This window comes from Streptomyces ureilyticus, from assembly GCF_011045025.1.
GTDB lineage: Bacteria > Actinomycetota > Actinomycetes > Streptomycetales > Streptomycetaceae > Streptomyces > Streptomyces ureilyticus.
In genome coordinates, this window is sequence record NZ_JAAKZX010000074.1 from 1 (window position 1) to 18,980 (window position 18,980).

18 protein-coding genes are annotated in these 18,980 nt (G+C 69.0%); 10 read left to right on the forward strand and 8 right to left on the reverse strand.

Annotation, left to right across the window (positions count from 1 at the left end):
• Window positions 1-301 precede the first annotated feature (301 nt).
• Both G6048_RS22890 and G6048_RS22895 read right to left on the reverse strand, forming a co-directional pair.
• Window positions 302-1,798, reverse strand: a complete 1,497-nt coding sequence (locus G6048_RS22890; protein ID WP_165341465.1) for an FG-GAP repeat domain-containing protein — start codon at window positions 1,796-1,798, stop codon at window positions 302-304.
• A 134-nt stretch (window positions 1,799-1,932) separates the two neighbouring features.
• Entirely contained in the window at window positions 1,933-4,227 is a 2,295-nt protein-coding gene (locus G6048_RS22895; RefSeq protein WP_165341466.1) for a (Fe-S)-binding protein, read from the reverse strand.
• Window positions 4,228-4,722: 495 nt separating this feature from the next.
• Here G6048_RS22895 and dnaK point away from each other — a divergent pair, with 495 nt between their 5' ends.
• From dnaK to G6048_RS22920, 5 genes are all read left to right on the forward strand, one after another.
• Complete coding sequence (gene dnaK / locus G6048_RS22900) at window positions 4,723-6,594, forward strand: molecular chaperone DnaK (protein ID WP_165341467.1); 1,872 nt, start codon at window positions 4,723-4,725, stop codon at window positions 6,592-6,594.
• Complete coding sequence (gene grpE / locus G6048_RS22905) at window positions 6,591-7,295, forward strand: nucleotide exchange factor GrpE (protein WP_165341468.1); 705 nt, start codon at window positions 6,591-6,593, stop codon at window positions 7,293-7,295. Before dnaK ends, grpE begins: the two co-directional genes overlap by 4 nt.
• Window positions 7,296-7,370: 75 nt before the next feature.
• Window positions 7,371-8,567 carry a molecular chaperone DnaJ gene (gene dnaJ / locus G6048_RS22910; protein WP_165341469.1) on the forward strand — a complete coding sequence of 399 codons (1,197 nt, stop codon included), beginning with the start codon at window positions 7,371-7,373 and terminating at the stop codon, window positions 8,565-8,567.
• A 7-nt stretch (window positions 8,568-8,574) separates the two neighbouring features.
• Window positions 8,575-9,024 (forward strand): heat shock protein transcriptional repressor HspR, encoded by a 450-nt coding sequence (locus tag G6048_RS22915; RefSeq protein WP_165341470.1) that lies wholly within the window; start codon window positions 8,575-8,577, stop codon window positions 9,022-9,024.
• A gap of 131 nt (window positions 9,025-9,155) precedes the next feature.
• A complete protein-coding gene (locus G6048_RS22920) occupies window positions 9,156-9,668 on the forward strand; it encodes a hypothetical protein (protein WP_165341471.1) in 513 nt (170 codons plus the stop codon).
• Window positions 9,669-9,699: 31 nt separating this feature from the next.
• Here the strand turns inward: G6048_RS22920 and G6048_RS22925 are convergent, their stop codons facing one another.
• Both G6048_RS22925 and G6048_RS22930 read right to left on the reverse strand, forming a co-directional pair.
• The gene (locus tag G6048_RS22925; RefSeq protein WP_033322076.1) at window positions 9,700-9,954 is read right to left on the reverse strand and encodes a hypothetical protein; all 255 of its coding nucleotides are present in this window, start codon (window positions 9,952-9,954) and stop codon (window positions 9,700-9,702) included.
• Window positions 9,941-10,162 (reverse strand): hypothetical protein, encoded by a 222-nt coding sequence (locus tag G6048_RS22930; protein ID WP_165341472.1) that lies wholly within the window; start codon window positions 10,160-10,162, stop codon window positions 9,941-9,943. Before G6048_RS22930 ends, G6048_RS22925 begins: the two co-directional genes overlap by 14 nt.
• A 188-nt stretch (window positions 10,163-10,350) precedes the next feature.
• Here G6048_RS22930 and G6048_RS22935 point away from each other — a divergent pair, with 188 nt between their 5' ends.
• From G6048_RS22935 to G6048_RS22945, 3 genes are all read left to right on the forward strand, one after another.
• Window positions 10,351-10,803: a helix-turn-helix domain-containing protein gene (locus tag G6048_RS22935; RefSeq protein ID WP_165341473.1), complete on the forward strand. Its 453-nt coding sequence runs from the start codon at window positions 10,351-10,353 to the stop codon at window positions 10,801-10,803.
• A gap of 44 nt (window positions 10,804-10,847) precedes the next feature.
• The gene (locus G6048_RS22940) at window positions 10,848-11,237 is read left to right on the forward strand and encodes a hypothetical protein (RefSeq protein ID WP_165341474.1); all 390 of its coding nucleotides are present in this window, start codon (window positions 10,848-10,850) and stop codon (window positions 11,235-11,237) included.
• Window positions 11,238-11,579: 342 nt separating this feature from the next.
• Window positions 11,580-12,695: a sugar ABC transporter substrate-binding protein gene (locus G6048_RS22945; protein WP_165341475.1), complete on the forward strand. Its 1,116-nt coding sequence runs from the start codon at window positions 11,580-11,582 to the stop codon at window positions 12,693-12,695.
• A gap of 121 nt (window positions 12,696-12,816) precedes the next feature.
• Here G6048_RS22945 and G6048_RS22950 read toward each other — a convergent pair whose 3' ends face one another.
• The 4 genes from G6048_RS22950 to G6048_RS22965 are packed head-to-tail and all read right to left on the reverse strand — an operon-like array spanning window position 12,817 to window position 16,530.
• Window positions 12,817-13,092, reverse strand: coding sequence for a DUF1876 domain-containing protein (locus tag G6048_RS22950; protein WP_165341476.1), 276 nt, complete (start codon window positions 13,090-13,092; stop codon window positions 12,817-12,819).
• Window positions 13,093-13,146: 54 nt separating this feature from the next.
• Entirely contained in the window at window positions 13,147-13,989 is an 843-nt protein-coding gene (locus tag G6048_RS22955) for a transglutaminase family protein (RefSeq protein WP_165341477.1), read from the reverse strand.
• A gap of 7 nt (window positions 13,990-13,996) precedes the next feature.
• Complete coding sequence (locus G6048_RS22960; protein ID WP_165341478.1) at window positions 13,997-14,929, reverse strand: alpha-E domain-containing protein; 933 nt, start codon at window positions 14,927-14,929, stop codon at window positions 13,997-13,999.
• Between the two features lie 56 nt (window positions 14,930-14,985).
• On the reverse strand, window positions 14,986-16,530 hold the full coding sequence (locus G6048_RS22965) for a circularly permuted type 2 ATP-grasp protein (protein ID WP_165341479.1): 1,545 nt from the start codon (window positions 16,528-16,530) through the stop codon (window positions 14,986-14,988).
• A 225-nt stretch (window positions 16,531-16,755) separates the two neighbouring features.
• On the opposite strand from G6048_RS22965, the gene G6048_RS22970 reads away from it, so the two are divergent.
• Complete coding sequence (locus G6048_RS22970) at window positions 16,756-18,213, forward strand: AAA family ATPase (RefSeq protein WP_165341495.1); 1,458 nt, start codon at window positions 16,756-16,758, stop codon at window positions 18,211-18,213.
• 113 nt (window positions 18,214-18,326) lie between these two features.
• A complete protein-coding gene (locus G6048_RS22975) occupies window positions 18,327-18,905 on the forward strand; it encodes a DUF3887 domain-containing protein (RefSeq protein ID WP_165341480.1) in 579 nt (192 codons plus the stop codon).
• Window positions 18,906-18,980 lie beyond the last annotated feature (75 nt).

Below are 18,980 nucleotides of genomic sequence, written 5' to 3' on the forward strand. Positions count from 1 at the left end.
ACCTGTACGTCGGCATGCCGTATGGCCCGGGCACCGGCGCCCTTCACGCCCTGCCGATGTCCAACGTGACCGCCGGCGGCGCGGTCGCCGCGGTCACCTCCTACCGGCCCGGCCAGGGCGGCCTCCCGTCGGTCGGCACCCGCTTCGGCTACGCGGCGCGGTAACCCACGTATCCTCCGGGGGCGGCGAGAGCCGGCCCCGGAGGACCGGAATCCGTAGGCGTCCATGAATGGCGCATACAGCCTGAGCGGTTCGTACGAAAGGCGCCTGACGGGGAGAGTTCCCGTCAGGCGCCTTTCGGTCACTCAAGGTCCAGGTCCTCCTCCGTGACGTGCCGTGAGGCATCGGTGTCCAAGCCCTCCGGGGAGCCCGGGAAGACCCAGAAACCCGTCGTACGGCCGGTGGCGGACCCGTCCTCGGAGCGTCGGTTGCCGGAGGCGGCGACCACGTCCAGGCGGCCGTCGCCGTTTACGTCGAGCAAGGGCGGCTCGGAGATCAGGCGGTGGCGGATGTACTGCTTGTCGCCCTCGCCGGGGTCGCGGTTCTCTCCGTCCACACCTGTGGATTCCAGGTCCACTGCCTGGGGCTCCGTGGCCGTCGTGACATGGGCGACGTCGGGGACGAGGAAGACGAGCCCGTGGGCGCCGTTGACCGCCGGCGCGCTCAGTACGAGGTCGGGCCGTCCGTCGCCCGTGACGTCACCGATCGCTCGGCCCTCGGTGCCTCCGCAGCAGCGGGAGTTGAGGCCGGGGAGGTCGGTCAGGGTGACCGGCGGCGCGGAACTCGCCCTCCCCGGTGTTGAGTTCACGCTGATCGTGATCTTCTGGTCGAAGGCGGCGAAGTTCGCCGTATACAGCTCGTCGTCGCCGTCTCCGTCCACATCCCCGGGATGTCCCGCGAACTCCTCGCCGCGCTCGGACTCCTGCGCTTGTACGAGCCCACGTGCCGTACCGCGGAAATGGTGCACCCCTTGCACGGTGAGGTCGCCGTCGCCCTCGCTGTCGGGGTCGGTCCATTCGAACCACACGGTCAGTTCGGCGCGGCCGTCGCCGTCGTAGTCCTCGGAGGTGGACTGGTAGGGCGCGCTGTCGGTGGGGATCGGACCGGTGAGTTCGGTCTGGCGGGACGGTTTACCCGTGCGGCGGTCGAAGGGGCCGTGGAAGACGACCCCCGCGGACCCGGCGGACGAACCGTGGGGGCGGCCGAGGCGGAAGACGTCGCCGCTGCCGTCCCCGTCGAAGTCGGCGACGCTGCCGAAGTCGCCGCCCGCGGGGCCGAGTTCGCGCAACGCCTCGTCGTCGATGGCCAGTTGACGTATCCCCGTGATCCCGCGCGCCCCGCCCCACAGCGCGTACTGCTTGCCGTCGTTCACCGTGACCAGCAGGTCGGTGAAACCGTCGCCGTCCAGGTCGGCGCGGTGCAGCCGGGGCGTGTTGTCGGCGTCGCGGCCCGGGTGGCCGCCGCCCACGGCGAGGGTCGTACGGGTGCGGGGGTCGGGACCGTCCGCCGAGCCGTACACGACGTAGACGGCGCCGGTGCGGGCGAGGGCCACATCGTCGTAGCCGTCGCCGTTGAGGTCGCCCTCGCGGGGGCGGTCCTGGGACTTCCCGGCGGCGGGGCGGTCGGGGCCCTGGGCGAGGGCGCCGAGCGTGAAGCCGGTAGAGGTGGCGGTGGCGTTCGGGGGCGTGGGAGCGGAGGGCGCCCCCGGACCCGTACCCCTGCTTCCGCCGTCCCCGGAGTCCCCGCCCGCCGTGTCGCATCCGGTGGTGGCGGCGCCCAGCAGGACGGCGCAGGTCAACAGAACCGCACCTCTGGTCACTCTCATCTCACGACAACACCCCATGTTCCCGGTTTGAACCAGGGACATGGGGTGCTTCGTTATCCAGCCGTACCCGTTGCCGACGGGCTGCCGTTACCTGCGTACCCGAGCCGCTACTTCACCGGCTGCGGCTCCGGCTCGCTCTCCGCGTCCGTCTCGCCCGCCGGCGGCTCGTCGTCCGTGACCGGTGTCTTGACGGACTCCAGCAGCAGCTGGGCCACGTCCACGACCTGGATGGACTCCTTCGCCTTGCCATCGCTCTTCTTGCCGTTGACCGAGTCGGTCAGCATGACGAGGCAGAACGGGCAGGCCGTCGACACGATGTCGGGGTTCAGCGACAGGGCCTCATCGACACGCTCGTCGTTGATGCGCTTGCCGATCCGCTCCTCCATCCACATCCGCGCACCACCGGCGCCACAGCAGAAGCCGCGCTCCTTGTGGCGGTGCATCTCCTCGTTCCGGAGGCCCGGGACCTTGCCGATGATCTCGCGCGGGGGCGTGTAGATCTTGTTGTGGCGGCCCAGGTAGCAGGGGTCGTGGTACGTGATCAGGCCCTCGACGGGGGTTACGGGGATGAGCTTGCCCTCGTCGATGAGGTGCTGGAGCAGCTGGGTGTGGTGGATGACCTCGTAGTCGCCGCCGAGCTGCGGGTACTCGTTGCCGAGGGTGTTGAGGCAGTGCGGGCAGGTGGCGACGATCTTCTTCGCGGACTTGGGCTTCTTCGACTCCGCGGTGAAGTTGCCCTCGTCGTCCATCTCCTCGCCGTACGCCATGTTCAGGGCCGCGACGTTCTCCATGCCGAGCTCCTGGAACAGCGGCTCGTTGCCGAGCCTCCGTGCCGAGTCACCGGTGCACTTCTCGTCGCCGCCCATGATCGCGAACTTGACGCCCGCGATGTGGAGGAGTTCGGCGAAGGCCTTCGTCGTCTTCTTGGCGCGGTCTTCGAGCGCGCCCGCGCAGCCGACCCAGTACAGGTACTCGACCTCGGACAGGTCCTCGATGTCCTTGCCGACGACCGGGATCTCGAAGTCGACCTCCTTGGTCCACTCCAGGCGCTGCTTCTTGGCGAGCCCCCAGGGGTTGCCCTTCTTCTCCAGGTTCTTGAGCATCGTCCCGGCTTCGCTCGGGAACGCGGACTCGATCATCACCTGGTAGCGGCGCATGTCGACGATGTGGTCGACGTGCTCGATGTCCACGGGGCACTGTTCGACGCAGGCACCGCAGGTGGTGCAGGACCACAGGACGTCCGGGTCGATGACGCCGTTCTCTTCGAGGGTGCCGACGAGCGGCCGCTCGGCCTCGGCGAGTGCCGCGGCGGGGACGTCCTTGAGCTGCTCCTCGGACGCCTTCTCCTCGCCCTCCATGGTCTTGCCGCCGCCGGCCAGCAGGTACGGGGCCTTGGCGTGCGCGTGGTCGCGCAGCGACATGATGAGCAGCTTGGGGGAGAGGGGCTTGCCGGTGTTCCAGGCGGGGCACTGCGACTGGCAGCGGCCGCACTCCGTGCACGTGGAGAAGTCCAGCAGGCCCTTCCAGGAGTACTGCTCGACCTGGGAGACGCCGAAGACGTCGTCGTCGCCGGGGTCGGTGAAGTCGATGGGCTTGCCGCCGGACGTCATCGGCAGCAGGGCGCCCAGCGCGGTCGAGCCGTCGGCGTTGCGCTTGAACCAGATGTTGGGGAAGCCCAGGAAGCGGTGCCAGGCCACACCCATGTCGGTCTTCAGGGAGACCGTGATCATCCAGATGAAGGAGGCCGCGATCTTCACGCCGGCGAAGAGGTAGGTGAGGTTCTGGAGCGTGGAGAGATCCAGCCCTTCCAGCGCCGAGACCACCGGGTACGAGATGAAGAACGAGGCCTCGTAGCTCTCGACGTGGTGCTGGGCGCCCTCCAGTGCGTGCAGCATGAAGATGCAGACGCCGACGATGAGGATGATCGTCTCGACGAAGTACGCCTGGCCGGTGTTCGAGCCCGCGAAGCGGGACTTGCGGCCCGCCCTGCCCGGCCTGGACATCTGCCGGATGGCGATCAGGACCAGGATGCCGAGGACCGTCGTGGTGCCGATGAACTCGACGAAGACGTTGTACGGCGCCCAGTCACCGATGATCGGCAGCACCCAGTCGGCCACGAAGAGCTGGCCGATGGCGTTCACGATCGTCAGGAGCAGCGTGTAGAAGCCGATCGCCACGAACCAGTGCGCGATGCCGACGATGCCCCAGCGGTTCATCCTGGTGTGGCCGAGGAACTCCTTGGCCAGGGTGATGGTGCGCAGGACGGGGTCGTTGGTCCGGGCGCCGGCCGGGAGGGGCTGGCCGAGCATCATGAAGCGGAAGATCTGCAGGATGGCACGGCCGAACAGGGCGACGCCGACTGTCATGAGGACCATCGACACGACGATCGCGGCGAGTTGCATTTCGGGGCTCCTCGGGCCTGCGAGGGGTCTTCGAGCTTGGCTCGAAGGTCATTACTAAGCGGTAACTTATGCGGTCCGTCTGAGACTACCCATATCTTCCGCCGCACTGTAGCCAGGTGCGCGGTGATCTGTGTCGCTGAGGGTTGCCTCAGCGCCGGTGCGCTCCGCTGGGTTGTGCGGGGGGCGCCTGCCGGGAGGGTGGGTTCGGTTCATGGGCGACTGCGGGTCCGTCGGGGCTGTGGGCAAGTGCGGGTACTTGGTGGCTGGCGGCTCCAGTGACGCGCCCTTTAGGGGCGCGGGGAACTGCGCGACCAGCCACCCGCAACCCGCACTCGCCCGCGAACCCCGAACTCCCCGCCCCGTAGGCGAAACAACCGCTCCTGAAGGTAAGGTTCCTATAAAAGTTGAGCCTGGCAGACTCAGCCCTTTTGACCCAGCGTCCAGCGTCGTGCACACTTGAGCCTGTTCCACTCAAGTCAGCTGGAGGAATCAACCATGGCACGTGCGGTCGGCATCGACCTGGGCACGACTAACTCCGTCGTCAGCGTTCTGGAGGGCGGTGAGCCCACCGTCATCACCAACGCCGAGGGCGCCAGGACCACGCCGTCCGTCGTCGCCTTCGCCAAGAACGGCGAGGTGCTCGTCGGCGAGGTCGCCAAGCGCCAGGCGGTCACCAACGTAGACCGGACCATCCGCTCCGTGAAGCGGCACATGGGTACGGACTGGAAGATCGAGCTCGACAACAAGCCCTTCAACCCCCAGCAGATCTCCGCCTTCATCCTGCAGAAGCTGAAGCGGGACGCGGAGTCGTACCTGGGCGAGAAGGTCACGGACGCGGTCATCACCGTCCCGGCGTACTTCAACGACTCGGAGCGCCAGGCCACCAAGGAGGCCGGCGAGATCGCGGGCCTGAACGTCCTGCGGATCGTGAACGAGCCGACGGCCGCCGCCCTGGCGTACGGCCTCGACAAGGACGACCAGACGATCCTCGTCTTCGACCTCGGTGGCGGCACCTTCGACGTCTCGCTGCTCGAGATCGGCGACGGCGTCGTCGAGGTGAAGGCCACGAACGGCGACAACCACCTCGGTGGTGACGACTGGGACCAGCGCGTCGTCGACTACCTGGTGAAGCAGTTCGCCAGCGGCCACGGCGTGGACCTGGGCAAGGACAAGATGGCCCTCCAGCGCCTGCGTGAGGCCGCGGAGAAGGCCAAGATCGAGCTGTCGTCCTCCACGGAGACCTCGATCAACCTGCCCTACATCACCGCGTCCGCCGAAGGCCCGCTGCACCTGGACGAGAAGCTCACGCGCGCCCAGTTCCAGCAGCTGACGGCCGACCTTCTGGAGCGCTGCAAGACGCCGTTCCACAACGTCATCAAGGACGCCGGTATTCAGCTCAGCGAGATCGACCACGTCGTTCTCGTCGGTGGCTCCACCCGTATGCCCGCCGTCGCCGAGCTCGTCAAGGAGCTGACCGCCGGCCAGGACGCCAACAAGGGTGTGAACCCGGACGAGGTCGTCGCCATCGGCGCCGCGCTCCAGGCCGGTGTCCTCAAGGGCGAGGTCAAGGACGTACTGCTCCTCGACGTGACCCCGCTGTCCCTCGGTATCGAGACCAAGGGAGGGATCATGACGAAGCTCATCGAGCGGAACACGACGATCCCGACCAAGCGCTCGGAGATCTTCACCACCGCCGAGGACAACCAGCCGTCCGTCCAGATCCAGGTCTACCAGGGCGAGCGCGAGATCGCGGCGTACAACAAGAAGCTCGGGATGTTCGAGCTGACCGGTCTGCCGCCGGCCCCGCGCGGTGTCCCGCAGATCGAGGTCTCCTTCGACATCGACGCCAACGGCATCATGCACGTGACCGCGAAGGACCTCGGCACGGGCAAGGAGCAGAAGATGACCGTCACCGGCGGCTCCTCGCTGCCGAAGGACGAGGTCGACCGGATGCGCCAGGAGGCCGAGCAGTACGCGGACGAGGACCACAAGCGCCGCGAGGCCGCCGAGTCCCGCAACCAGGGCGAGCAGCTCGTCTACCAGACGGAGAAGTTCCTCAAGGACAACGAGGACAAGGTCCCCGGCGAGGTCAAGACCGAGGTCGAGACCGCCGTCGAGGAGCTGAAGACCGCGCTCAAGGGCGAGGACACCGCCGAGATCCGTACGGCCACCGAGAAGGTCGCCGCGGTCTCGCAGAAGGTGGGCCAGGCCATGTACGCCGACGCTCAGGGCGCGCAGGCCGCGGGCGGTCCGGAGGGTCCGGGCGGTCCTGAGGGTGCCGCCGACGGTGGCGCGCAGGCCAAGGCCGACGACGATGTCGTCGACGCCGAGATCGTCGACGAGGACCGGAAGGATGGTGCCGCGTGACGGAGGAGACCCCGGGCTTCGACGAGCAGCAGCCGCAGCCGGCTCAGCCTCAGCCCGACGTCCCTTCCGGCGCCACCTCTGATGACGCGGAGTCGAAGGCCGCCCCTCAGGAGGGGGCGGCCCCGGCCGGGGACGCGGCAGCAGCCCAGACGGCAGCACAGCAGCAGGTAACGGCTCTGACGGCTCAGCTGGACCAGGTGCGTACGGCGCTCGGTGAGCGCACGGCGGACCTCCAGCGGCTCCAGGCCGAGTACCAGAACTACCGCCGCCGGGTCGAGCGGGACCGGATCCAGGTCAAGGAGGTCGCCATCGCGAACCTCCTGACCGAGCTCCTGCCCGTACTCGACGACATCGGCCGCGCGCGGGATCACGGTGAACTGGTCGGCGGCTTCAAGTCGGTGGCCGAGTCGCTGGAGACCGTGGCGGCGAAGCTGGGCCTCCAGCAGTTCGGCAAGGAGGGCGAGCCCTTCGACCCGACGATCCACGAGGCCCTGATGCACAGTTACGCCCCGGACGTCACGGAGACGACGTGCGTGGCGATTCTGCAGCCGGGGTATCGCTTCGGCGAGCGCACCATCCGCCCCGCGCGGGTGGCGGTTGCCGAGCCGCAGCCGGGCGCGCAGACCGTCAAGGCCGACGAGGCGGATTCGTCGCAGTCGCCGGCCGACGACAAGGAGAACGGTGGCCCGGACGAGGGCTGACTTCGGCGCCGTACGGGGCGTACGAATGAACGTACGGACCGTACGGCGCGTGAGAAGGAAGGAGGGACGTCGAGGATGAGCACCAAGGACTTCATCGAGAAGGACTACTACAAGGTCCTCGGCGTCCCCAAGGACGCCACCGAGGCCGAGATCAAGAAGGCGTACCGGAAGCTCGCCCGCGAGTACCACCCGGACGCCAACAAGGGGAACGCCAAGGCGGAGGAGCGCTTCAAGGAGATCTCCGAGGCGAACGACATCCTCGGGGACCCCAAGAAGCGCAAGGAGTACGACGAGGCGCGCACCCTCTTCGGCAACGGCGGCTTCAGGCCGGGACCCGGCGCGGGCGCCGGCGGCACGTTCAACTTCGACCTGGGCGACCTCTTCGGAGGCGCGCCCGGCCAGGGCGGGGCGGGCGGCGCCGGCGGCGGATTCGGCGGCGGTCTCGGTGACGTCTTCGGGGGTCTGTTCAACCGGGGCGGCGCCACGGGCACCGGCACGCGTACGCAGCCCAGGCGCGGCCAGGACATCGAGTCCGAGGTCACGCTGAGCTTCACGGAGGCGGTGGACGGCGCGACGGTTCCGCTGCGCATGTCCTCGCAGTCGCCCTGCAAGGCCTGTTCGGGCACCGGCGACGCGAACGGCACACCGCGCGTGTGCTCGACATGCGTCGGCACGGGGCAGGTGGCGCGTGGTTCGGGCGGCGGTTTCTCGCTCACCGACCCATGCCCTGACTGCAAGGGCCGCGGTCTGATCGCGGAGACCCCCTGCGAGATCTGCAAGGGCAGCGGCCGGGCCAAGTCGTCGCGCACGATGCAGGTACGGATCCCCGCGGGCGTCAGTGACGGCCAGCGGATCCGGCTGCGCGGCAAGGGAGCTCCGGGCGAACGGGGCGGTCCGGCGGGCGACTTGTACGTCATCGTGCATGTGGGCGCGCACCCGGTCTTCGGCCGCAGGGGCGACAACCTCACGGTGACGGTGCCGGTGACGTTCGCCGAGGCGGCGCTGGGCGGGGAGGTCCGGGTGCCCACTCTGGGCGGTCCGCCGGTCACCCTGAAACTGCCGCCGGGCACGCCCAACGGGCGGACGATGCGCGCCCGCGGCAAGGGCGCGGTCCGCAAGGACGGCACCCGCGGCGACCTGCTGGTCACCGTCGAGGTCGCGGTCCCCAAGGACGTGTCGGGCAAGGCGCGTGACGCGCTCGAGGCGTACCGCGAGGCGACCGCGGGCGAGGATCCGCGGGCCGAGCTGTTCCAGGCGGCGAAGGGAGCATGAGGAGACCATGGATGGCCGTCGACGCAACCCGTACGAGCTGACCGAGGAAACCCCGGTGTACGTCATCTCGGTGGCGGCCCAGCTCTCCGGTCTGCACCCCCAGACCCTGCGCCAGTACGACCGCCTGGGCCTGGTCTCCCCCGACCGCACGGCCGGGCGGGGCCGACGTTACTCGGCCCGCGACATCGAACTGCTGCGCACGGTCCAGCAGTTGTCGCAGGACGAGGGCATCAACCTGGCCGGCATCAAGCGCATCATCGAACTGGAGAACCAGGTCGCCGCCCTCCAGTCCCGCGTAGCGGAACTGCAGGCAGCCCTGGACGGCGCCGCCGCGGCGATGCAGCAGCGCGAGGCCGCGGTCCACGCCTCGTACCGCCGCGACCTGGTCCCGTACCAGGACGTCCAGCAGACGAGCGCGCTGGTGGTCTGGCGCCCGAAGCGCCAGCAGTCGGACTAGGGCACCAGGGACAGCGCAACAGCGTTGACGGGCTCGGAGGTTGAACCTCCGAGCCCGTTCGCGTTTGCGTGCTGCGATGATCTAGATCATCTGTCGGACTACTGGATTCACTGGGGGGATGGAGTTTTCCCATGGCCATGGTGGGGCTGTTCTGGATCGCCGAGGGCGATGTGTATGTGGGGGCGAAGCCGTCCGGGCTCGCCCCGGGGGTGCGGCTGACGCCGGAGGGGGTCGTGGGCCTCGGTGACCGGCAGTCGGGGCTGTGGCTCTGGGACGACGTCCGGGCCCTGACGGTCGTGGACGTACCGGTGAAGTCCCTCAGGCGCCAGGCGGGCGCTCTGCTGGAGATGGCGCTGACGGTGGGTGGCCTGGGCTCGGACGAGGCGCCCACGATGACCGTATCGATCGAAACGGTCGACAAGGACGCCGAGTTGACGGCGTACGCGGCGGCGTCCTGGTACTCCCAGGAGGAGTACGACCTCTCGCTGACGCTCCTGTCCCACCTGACGGCGGGCGAGGCCACCCTGCGGGCGACGTTGGCCGCCATGGCCCAGTGGGGGCGTGCACAGGAGGACGGGTCACCTCGGGCTGCGGAGCGGGAGGGGCTGCTGCGGGAGTGGATCGAAGTGAGCCGGCTTCCGTAAGCGGCCTCGCGTCCACTCCCGCATCGCGGGCCTACCGCCCCGCCGCCTGCCAAAGCGTCACCGCCAGGGCGATGCAGGACGTGAGGGCTGCCAGGGACGGCAGGGGCCAGCGGGCGCGTTCCAGGGCTTCGAGGCGGGTCTCGTGTTCGTCGAGGGTCTTGTCCGTCTGGTCGGCGCGCTGGAGGAGGAGGGCCAGGTCGCCACGGGTGGTGGCGAAGCCGACGTCGACCGAGCGGCGCAGGCGTTCCAGCTCCAGCGCGACCTCGTCGGCCTCAGTCGTCGTCATGGTCGGCCTCCGTCCCGGCGTCCTCGCGCAGCAGCCGGTCCGTACGAAACGCTCTGCGCTTGGCAATGGTCATCGTGGTCGCTCCTCTCTCCTCGTCTCCTCGGCCCTCGCCGTTCTTCTGCGTTCTTCTGCGCTCTTCTCCGGTCTTCGTCGCTCCGAGTGTGGGAACATATGTTCGATGACGGGGAGCGAGCGAATAGACTCGCATGGTGCGAGCGCGTACGCAAGTGACTACCCTCCGTGGAGGTGGGCGCGATGGTGACGCTCCAGTCCGTACGTCAACTGCCGCTGACGTCACGGCGGTTGCCGAATCTCCACAGTTACGCGCGAGCGCGCGCACACCTCGGTGCGAGGGCGATCGGTACGTTGTCCGCGCGACGAGGGGAGAGCGGACATATGCGTTCAAGCTCACGGGTCGATGCCCGTACAGATCGCAGATACCGGGCCGAGGGGCTCGAGGAGTTCGCCGGCTGGATCGAGGATCTGCTGCGCGACCGTGGCTACGACATCGACAGCCCGCGGGGCGGCGGCCGTTCGAAGCTCGCCGACGACGCCGGGGTGCATCGGGCCGCCGTGAGCCGGCTGTTGCAGCGTCAGTCCATGCCGGACCTGGAGACGATGCGGCGTATCGCGGCCGTACTCGGCGTCCCGCTGCGCGAGATGCTCATCCGCTCGGGCCGGCTGTCGGAGGACGACCTGCCGGTCGTCGCGGGCGGCGAGCACCCCGTGCCGGGGGCCAGTCATACGGAGCTGAGTCCCGAGGAGGCGGCTCGCAGGATGGGTGTTCCGCCCGAACTGCGGGAGCTGTTCGCCAAGGTGGCGAGGCAGTTCCTGCCGGAGGGCGCCTGACGCGAGAGCCGAGGGAGTGGCGCGAGGGAGCCGAGGAGTTCGGTATGGGGAATGTGGGCGGCGGCGACCGCGGTGACGAGGCGGAACGCGTCTCCAGGCTGGTGGGCGAACTGCTCATCGGACTCGGCGAGAAGGTCCGGGCGGCCGGCCCGGAGGGCGTCCGCGTACTCACCGATGAGGAACTGCAGCGGCAGCAGCTGAACTGGTTCCGCGCCGGCTGGCACGAACATGCCCGCGCGACCGAACCGCCGGACTCCGAGGCCCACACCGGCGCCGACGCCCGTCCCGAGCCCGGCCCCACCACCCGTACCGACGACGGTGTCCGACGCCAGCACCCTGACAGCGAGCACTTCCCGCCTCCCCCGGCCCGGCTCCTCCACTTCCCGGAACGCCCTCCGGAAGGTCTCCCGGACGACGGTCAGGCCCGCTCGTAGCGCAGCAGCACCACGCCGTTGCCGAAGGTGTGGGGCACGACGGTCGTGTTCCCTTCGGCGGGACCCGGGGGAGGGTGCTCGCAGATGCTGAACGGAACGGCGGCGGGACGGTGGACGGACGGACGGCGGACGGATGGGTGAACTGCCGATAGACAGGCCATCACGCCTGCTTCATTCCTGCACGCCAGTCCTCCAGATCTTCACCTCTGTGTCTTCACAACGACCACGCACCGTGCTGTTGCGATCTCGTTAACCAGAATTCCTTGACGCTTTGGACAAGCCCGCGTTGTCTTTTTGTCACCTGGGTCGCAAATCTGCGCTCTCGTTCGGAAGGCACCGTAAGTGAACAGCCGTATACGTCGTATCGCCATATCCCTGGCCGTGTCCACCATGACCCTGTCGCTCGCCTCGTGTGGCGTGCTCGACAGCGACACGGAGGGCGGGTCGGCCGAGCCGACCAAGGGCGACGACATCACGGTGGGTCTGCTGCTGCCGGAGAAGGCGAACCAGCGCTACGACCAGTTCGACCACCCCATCATCAAGAAGACGGTCAACGAGCTGACCAAGGGCAAGGGCAAGGTCGAGTACGCCAATGCCGACGGGGACGCGGGCGAGCAGAAGCAGCAGCTCCAGCGGATGATCGACGACAAGGTCGACGTGGTGCTCCTGGACGCGGTGGACGCCAAGGACATCGCGGACGGCGTACAGAAGGCGAAGGACGCGGACATCCCCGTCATCGCGTACGACCGGCTGGCCGAGGGCCCCATCGACGCGTACATCTCCTTCGACAACCAGCAGGTCGGGGAGGTGCAGGGCAAGGCCCTCGCCGAGACCCTGGAGGGCGGAAAGTCCGAGAAGATCGTCATGATGAACGGCGCGCTCACCGACCCGAACGCGGCCCAGTTCAAGAAGGCCGCCCTCGCCGAACTCAGCGACAGGGTGACCATCGCGAAGCAGTACGACACCAAGGACTGGAAGCCGTCGAACGCGCGGGCCAACATGATGGCCGCGATCTCCTCCATCGGCGCCGAGAACATCGACGGCGTGTACTCCGCCAACGACGGCATGGCCGGCGGCATCGTCTCCGCCCTGAAGGCGGCCGGCGTGACCGACCTGCCGCCGATCACCGGCCAGGACGCGGAACTCGAGGCGGTGCAGCGCATCGTCTCCGGCGAGCAGTACATGAGCGTCTACAAGCCCTACCCCGAAGAGGCCGAGACCGCCGCGCAGCTGGCCGTGGCCGTGGCTCACGGCTGGGGCATCGAGTTCGACGCCCTCACCCGCGACAAGGTCGACAGCCCGACGAACGAGAACATCCCGGCCCACCTCGTCCTCGTCTCCCCTCTGACGAAGGACAACATCGAGGACACGGTCATCGACGACGGCATCTACAAGGTCTCGGACATCTGCACGGCCAAGTACGAGGCGGCTTGCGAGGAACTCGGCCTGAAGAAGTAGCCGTCCGGCTTTCGAGCAGGAAGACAGGAAGACAGACAGGAAGTGGCGAGGGCGGGCGCCGGATGGTCCCGCCCTCACCGGGACGGCGTCGCGACCGTCCCCAGGTCACGCGGTCAGTAGGTCACGCGGTCAGTGGATGTGACGTTCGGCCCGAGGCCTCGTCGATCTCGTCGTGGGCCTTGGTGAGGAGTTTCATGGCCAGTTCGTTCAGGGCCCTGGCTCCTGCCACCTCTTCGCCCACCCTTGGCTGGTTGGAGTCGGAGGGGTGGCGTTTGGCGTAGCCGTGGGCCCGTACCTCGCTTCCGTCGCGGAGTCGTACGAGGGCGGCGGCGCGGGTGCGCTGGTCGTCCTCGTCGAATTCCAGCTCCACGTGCCATCCGACAGCCGTGTGCGTCATCGCGATCACCTCCGGAGACAGCTACCACCAACAGGATCCGCCCGTCTCCCCCTCTTACGCCACCCGCGTGAACTCCACCGTCACCTCCGGTGGCCCTCCGGCCACGCCCCGGTACACCCCCTTGTGCGGGGTCACGTCGTCATAGTCGCGGCCCCGGCCCACGACCACGTGGGACTCGTCGACGCGGACGCGGTTGGTGGGGTCGTAGCCGGTCCAGTCGCCCGCCCAGTACTCGACCCAGGCGTGGCTCTGGCCTTCGACGGGGCGGTGGAGTTCCGCGTCGCGCTCGGGGTGGAGGTAGCCGGAGACGTAGCGGGTGGGCAGGCCGAGCGCACGCAGCAGGCCCGCCGTCAGGTGCGCTATGTCCTGGCAGACGCCCGCGCCCTGCTCCCAGGCCTCGGCGGCGGCGGTGTTCACGCCGGTGGAGCCGGGGATGTACCTGACGTGGTCGGCGACCATGGACGACACCGCCACCGCCGTCTCGTGCGGGTCCAGGCCGGCCGCGGCGGCGCGGGCCCGCTCGACGAGTGCGTCGGGCATGGTCGTACGGGAGGTCGGCGCCGCGTACTCCAACAGGCGGGAGTTCGCGACCAGTTCGGCCACCTCCGCCCAGGTCGGGGCCGCCCGGAGACCCTCCGGCGGGGCCGTCTCCACCAGGCTCACCGCCGTGATCATCAGGTCCCCGTGCGGTTCCATCAGGTCGAAGCCGGTGACCTGGGTGCCCCAGTAGTCCCAGTACGACCAGGTCGGCGTGGACGGGTTCACCAGGACGCGGGCGTCCAGCGTGGTCTGGCTCGGCAGCGTCAGCGGCGTCATGCGGACCTCGTTGTGGGAGGAGACCGCGGCCTGGGCGTACGACACCTTCGTGGTGTGCCGGATGCGGAGTCTGCGCGTCATGGCGTGCTCACGCTCCTTCCTGGGCCCACTCGACGGGCCCCTGGTACGGGAAGAACTTCTCCGCGACGGCCTCGGCGGAAGCCATGCAGGACGTCTGCAACTCCCCGAGCAGGGACGGGAGTACGTCTTCGAGAGCTGTTGAGTCCTGGTATTCCAGCCGCGTGCGCATCCGGCCTATCGGGCGGCGCGCCGGATCCTGGCGCGGGCGCCCCAGCGCCGCCAGGCACTCCTCCGCCGTAGTCAGCGCGTGCAGCACCGAACGCGGGAACTCCCGGTCCATGATGAGGAATTCGGCCACCCGGGCTGTGTCGCCGAAGCCGCCGTACACCCGCGCGTACGCCTCGTCCGCCCCGCTTGCGCTGAGCAGCGTCGGCCAGTCCGGCGCGTGGGGGGCGTCCAGCACGCGTACCGACAGCAGCCGTACGGTCATGTCCACCCGCTCCAGGCTCCGGCCGAGCACCACGAAACGCCAGCTGTCGTCGCGGCTCATCGTGGAGTCGGCCAGCCCGAAGAAGAGCGCGGCCCGGCGGCGTACGAGTTCGAGATAGGCGTACGGGCCGGTGCGGCGGGCCGCCATGCGCTGGTCGGCGAGGGCGTGCCAGGTGGAGTTGAGGCACTCCCACATCTCGGAGGAGACGGCCTCGCGGGCACTGCGGGCATTTAGGCGGGCGGCCCCCAGCGCACCCTCGATGGAGCAGGTCGAGCGGGCGTCGAAGGCCAGCTGGTCAAGGACCTGCTGCATGTCGACGCGCGTGTCACCCGCGTCGACGCCGAGGATCGCATACAGCGAGCGGCAGGCCACGTCCTCGTCCCGCCAGGGGTCTTCCAGCAGCCGGTGCAGATACGCGTCGAGGATGCGGCCGGTGGCGTCCGCGCGCTCGACGTACCGGCCCGTCCAGGTCAGCGCTTCGGCGATGCGGGAGAGGATCACGTCGTTCAAGGCCGTACCTCCTCGATCAGTGTTCGCTCCGTCCGGGGGTGTCCGGTGCGTGGTCGTCACTGCTGCTGTGCCCCTTCCTGCGGGATGAGGCGTTCCCCGTCGGGGCCGAGCTGGCGCGGGGCGACGTCCGGTACGGCGCCGGGCTCCTCCGGGAGCGGCCCGCCGGCCGGCCCCTCCGCGAGCACCCAGGTGTCCTTGGAGCCGCCGCCCTGGCTGGAGTTGACGATGAGGTTGCCCTCCTGGAGAGCTACCCGGGTGAGACCGCCGGGCAGCACCCACACCTCGCTGCCGTCGTTCACGGCGAACGGCCGCAGATCGATGTGGCGCGGCGCCATCCGCTCGCCCGCGAGGGTGGGGGACGTGGACAGGGCGACGGGACGCTGGGCGATCCAGCCGCGCGGATCGGCGATGACCTCTTTGCGTACGCGATCCAGGGTGGCCTTGTCCGCGTGCGGACCGATGACGATGCCCTGCCCGCCGGCTCCGTCGACGGGCTTCACGACCAGCTGGTGGAGCTGGTCGAGGACGGCCTCCAACTGCCCCGGCTCCTCGGGGCGAAACGATTCGACATTGGGGATGACCGGTTCCTCGGCGAGGTAGTACCGGATGAGGTCGGGGACGTACGTATACAGCAGCTTGTCGTCCGCGATGCCGTTGCCGACGGCGTTCGCGAGTGTGACGTTCCCCGCCTGGGCCGCGCTCATGATGCCCGGGCAGCCGATGACGGAGTCGGGGCGGAAGTGGAGCGGGTCGAGGAAGTCGTCGTCGAGCCGCCGGTATACGACATGGACCGGCATCTCGCCGCGCGTCGTCCGCATCCAGACGCGGTTCCCGCGGCACACGAGGTCATGGCCCTCGACGAGCTGCACGCCCATCAGCCGGGCGAGGAGGGCGTGTTCGAAGTAGGCGGCGTTGCTGGGGCCGGGGGTGAGGACGACGACGCGCGGGTCGCCGACCCCGTCGGGCGCGGCCGCGCGCAGCGCCGCGAACAGGCGCTGCCCGTAGCCGTCGACCGGGCACACCTGCTGTTCGGCGAAGAGGGAGGGGAAGATCCGGGTCATCGCGCGCCGGTTCTCGATGACGTACGAGACCCCGGACGGCACCCGTACGTTGTCCTCGAGGACGCGGAAGTCGCCCGCCTCGTCGCGTACGAGATCGATGCCGGCGACGTGGATGCGTACCCCGCCCGGCGGCTCCACGCCGTGCGCGGCCCGGTGGAAATGCCCGGAGTTGAGGAGCAGCCGCCAGGGCACGACCCCGTCCTCGAAGGCCCGGCACGGCCCGTACGCGTCGGCGAGATAGGCCTCGAGCGCCCTGACCCGCTGGGAGACCCCGCGCTGGATCAGATCCCACTCGAGCGCGTCGAGAACCCGGGGCACGAGGTCCAGCGGCCAGGGTCTCTCCTCGCCCGCGAAGGCGTAGGTCACGCCGCGGTCCGTGAACGCCCGCGCCATCTGATCGGCTTTGAACCGGAGTTCGGCCGATTCCATCGGTTGAAGCGCCGCCAGCACCGGCTCATAGGCGGCCCTGACCTCACCCGGCCGCTCAAACATCTCGTCCCATGCGTCGGCCAACGCGTACGCGTCAAATATGTCCGCCATGGCCTGACGGTAGGCGTGGTAGGTAACGTCCTGATCACTGGGGGATTTCGGGCAGTTCACGGGGGTGATCGGGGGTGGGGCGCCAACTGCGTCGATGTGGTGCCAGGATCAATGATAAGCACGCCTATAATAGATGCCCTGGTCATTGAAGCTGCTTGGATCCTGGCAGCAAGGAAGCGGCACACCGGAGGCCCCGTGATTCCCAAGCCCGAGAAGCCCGAGACCATGTTTGACCGCGACTTCGAGTGGGCCGAGCTCGTGCGTTACGCGGGTTACCAAGGTCCCGAGGCCACATTGGGCGTGGTGTCCGGGCGCCGGCGGCAAGGCAAGACCTTCCTGCTGGACGCGGTGTGCCGGGCGAACGGTGGGTTCTTCTTCGCGGCCAGCGAGGCCACCGAGGCCGAATCGCTACGGCAGTTCGGCGCGGCGATGGCCCGGTTCAAGGGGCGTCGGACGCCGTACCGGTTCGCGCACTGGGACGAGGCCGTCGAGGCGATGATGCGGCTCGCGACTCCGGAGACCGGACCGCTGACGGTCGTACTCGACGAGTTCCCGTTCCTGGTCAAGGCCTCGCCCGAGCTGCCGTCCCTGCTTCAGCGCGCACTCGGGCCGCAGGGGCGCCGGGAGGGCGGGCCCGTCCGGCTGCTGCTGTGCGGATCGGCACTGTCCTTCATGGGCAACCTGCTCTCCGGTACGGCGCCGCTGCGCGGCCGGGCGAGTCTGGGGCTGGTCGTGCCGACGCTCGACTACCGGTCCGCCGCCCGGTTCTGGGGCGTCGAGGACCCCCGCCTGGCTCTCGTACTCAACTCCGTGGTGGGCGGTACTCCCGCCTACGGCCGTGAGTTCGTGCTCGGCGACACCCCTGCCGATCTCGACGACTTCGGCCCCTGGATACTGCGCAACGTCCTCAACCCCGGTCGCCCCCTCTTCCGTGAGGCACGCTTCCTGCTCGCCGAGGAGCCGGACCTCCGCGACACCGCGCTCTACCACGGCGTCCTCGCCGCCATCGCCCAGGGCAACCACACCCGGGGCGGCATCGCGAGCTTCCTGGAACGCAAGTCCACCGACCTCGGCCACGCGCTGACCGTCCTCGAGGACACCGGCATGATCACGCGCGATCCGGACGCCTTCCACGGCAAGCGTTCCGCCTACCGGATCGCCGAGCCCATCCTGACCTTCTACTACGCCGTCATGCGCCCGGAGTGGAGCGATCTGGAGAGGCCGGGACAGGCGCCGGCCGTCTGGAAGCGGTCGCAGTCCACTTTCCGCAGCAAGGTCGTCGGCCCGCACTTCGAGCAGATCTGCCGCACCTGGGCCCGTTGGTACGCCTCCGCCGACGCCCTGGGCGGACAGCGAACCCGCGTCGAGTCCGGCACGGTCGCGGACCCCGCGGCCAAGACCAGCCACGAGGTCGACCTGGCGGTCTTCGGACGTACGGACGACGGCCGTGAGGTCCTGTTGGCCATCGGCGAGGCCAAGTGGAACGAGACCGTGGGCGCAGGCCACCTCGACCGACTCCGGCGCATCCGCGAGCTGTTGGGTAAGCGCTCGGGTGCGGACGTCGCCGGTACGCGGCTGCTGTGCTTCAGCGGGGCGGGGTTCACGGACGGCCTCCGGGCTGCCGCTGCTGCCGATCCGTCCATCCAGTTGATCGACCTTGAGCGGTTGTACCGGGGGGAGTGAGGCGCGACCATCGGCAGATCTTGTAAAGGTTCCCTTGACACGCCATCGGCGTCAAGGGAACCTTTACAAGCGTGAGCAGTCCACCAAGCGAACTCGCGCGACTAGCAGCCAAGTTGGCGGCGCTCGCCCGCCTGCTCGCCGACGTCACCGAGCGCAACGACGCAGTGCCCGCCGAGCTGACCAGCGTGCAGATCGCGCGAGACCTGAATGCCTCGTCCGACACCGCATTGCGCGTCAGTGTCGAGCGAGCCCGCGCCGCCGGTCGCACCTGGCAGGAGATCGGTGACCTGCTCGGTGTCAGTCGGCAGGCCGCGTTCCAGCGCTTTGGGCGCCCCCTCGACCCACGGACAGGAGAACCCATGAGCAACGCCGCACTCCCGGACGCCGCGAACCGTGCGACCGACCTGTTCATCAACTGGATCGAAGGACGACACGACGAGATCGTCGCTCACTTCGACTCCACGATGACCGCGCAGCTTCCGCCGGACCAGATAGCCGCCGCCTGGGCCCAGATCGTCGGCATGGTCGGCGCTTATGAACGAATGGACAAGCCGTTGGTCCGGCAACTGGGCGACCACACAGTCGTGGACATCCCGCTGGAATTCGAAGCCAGCCAGATGAAAGGCCGCGCCACCTTCAACGAAGAAGGCCAGGTCAGCGGGCTGTTCATCCTCACGCCCGAAACCCCCTGACCGATACGGAAACGGTTGGCTTTCGGCAGCGGCTCACACGCGTCGGTCAGGTGAGGGCCGTCGGCCCGCCAGGAG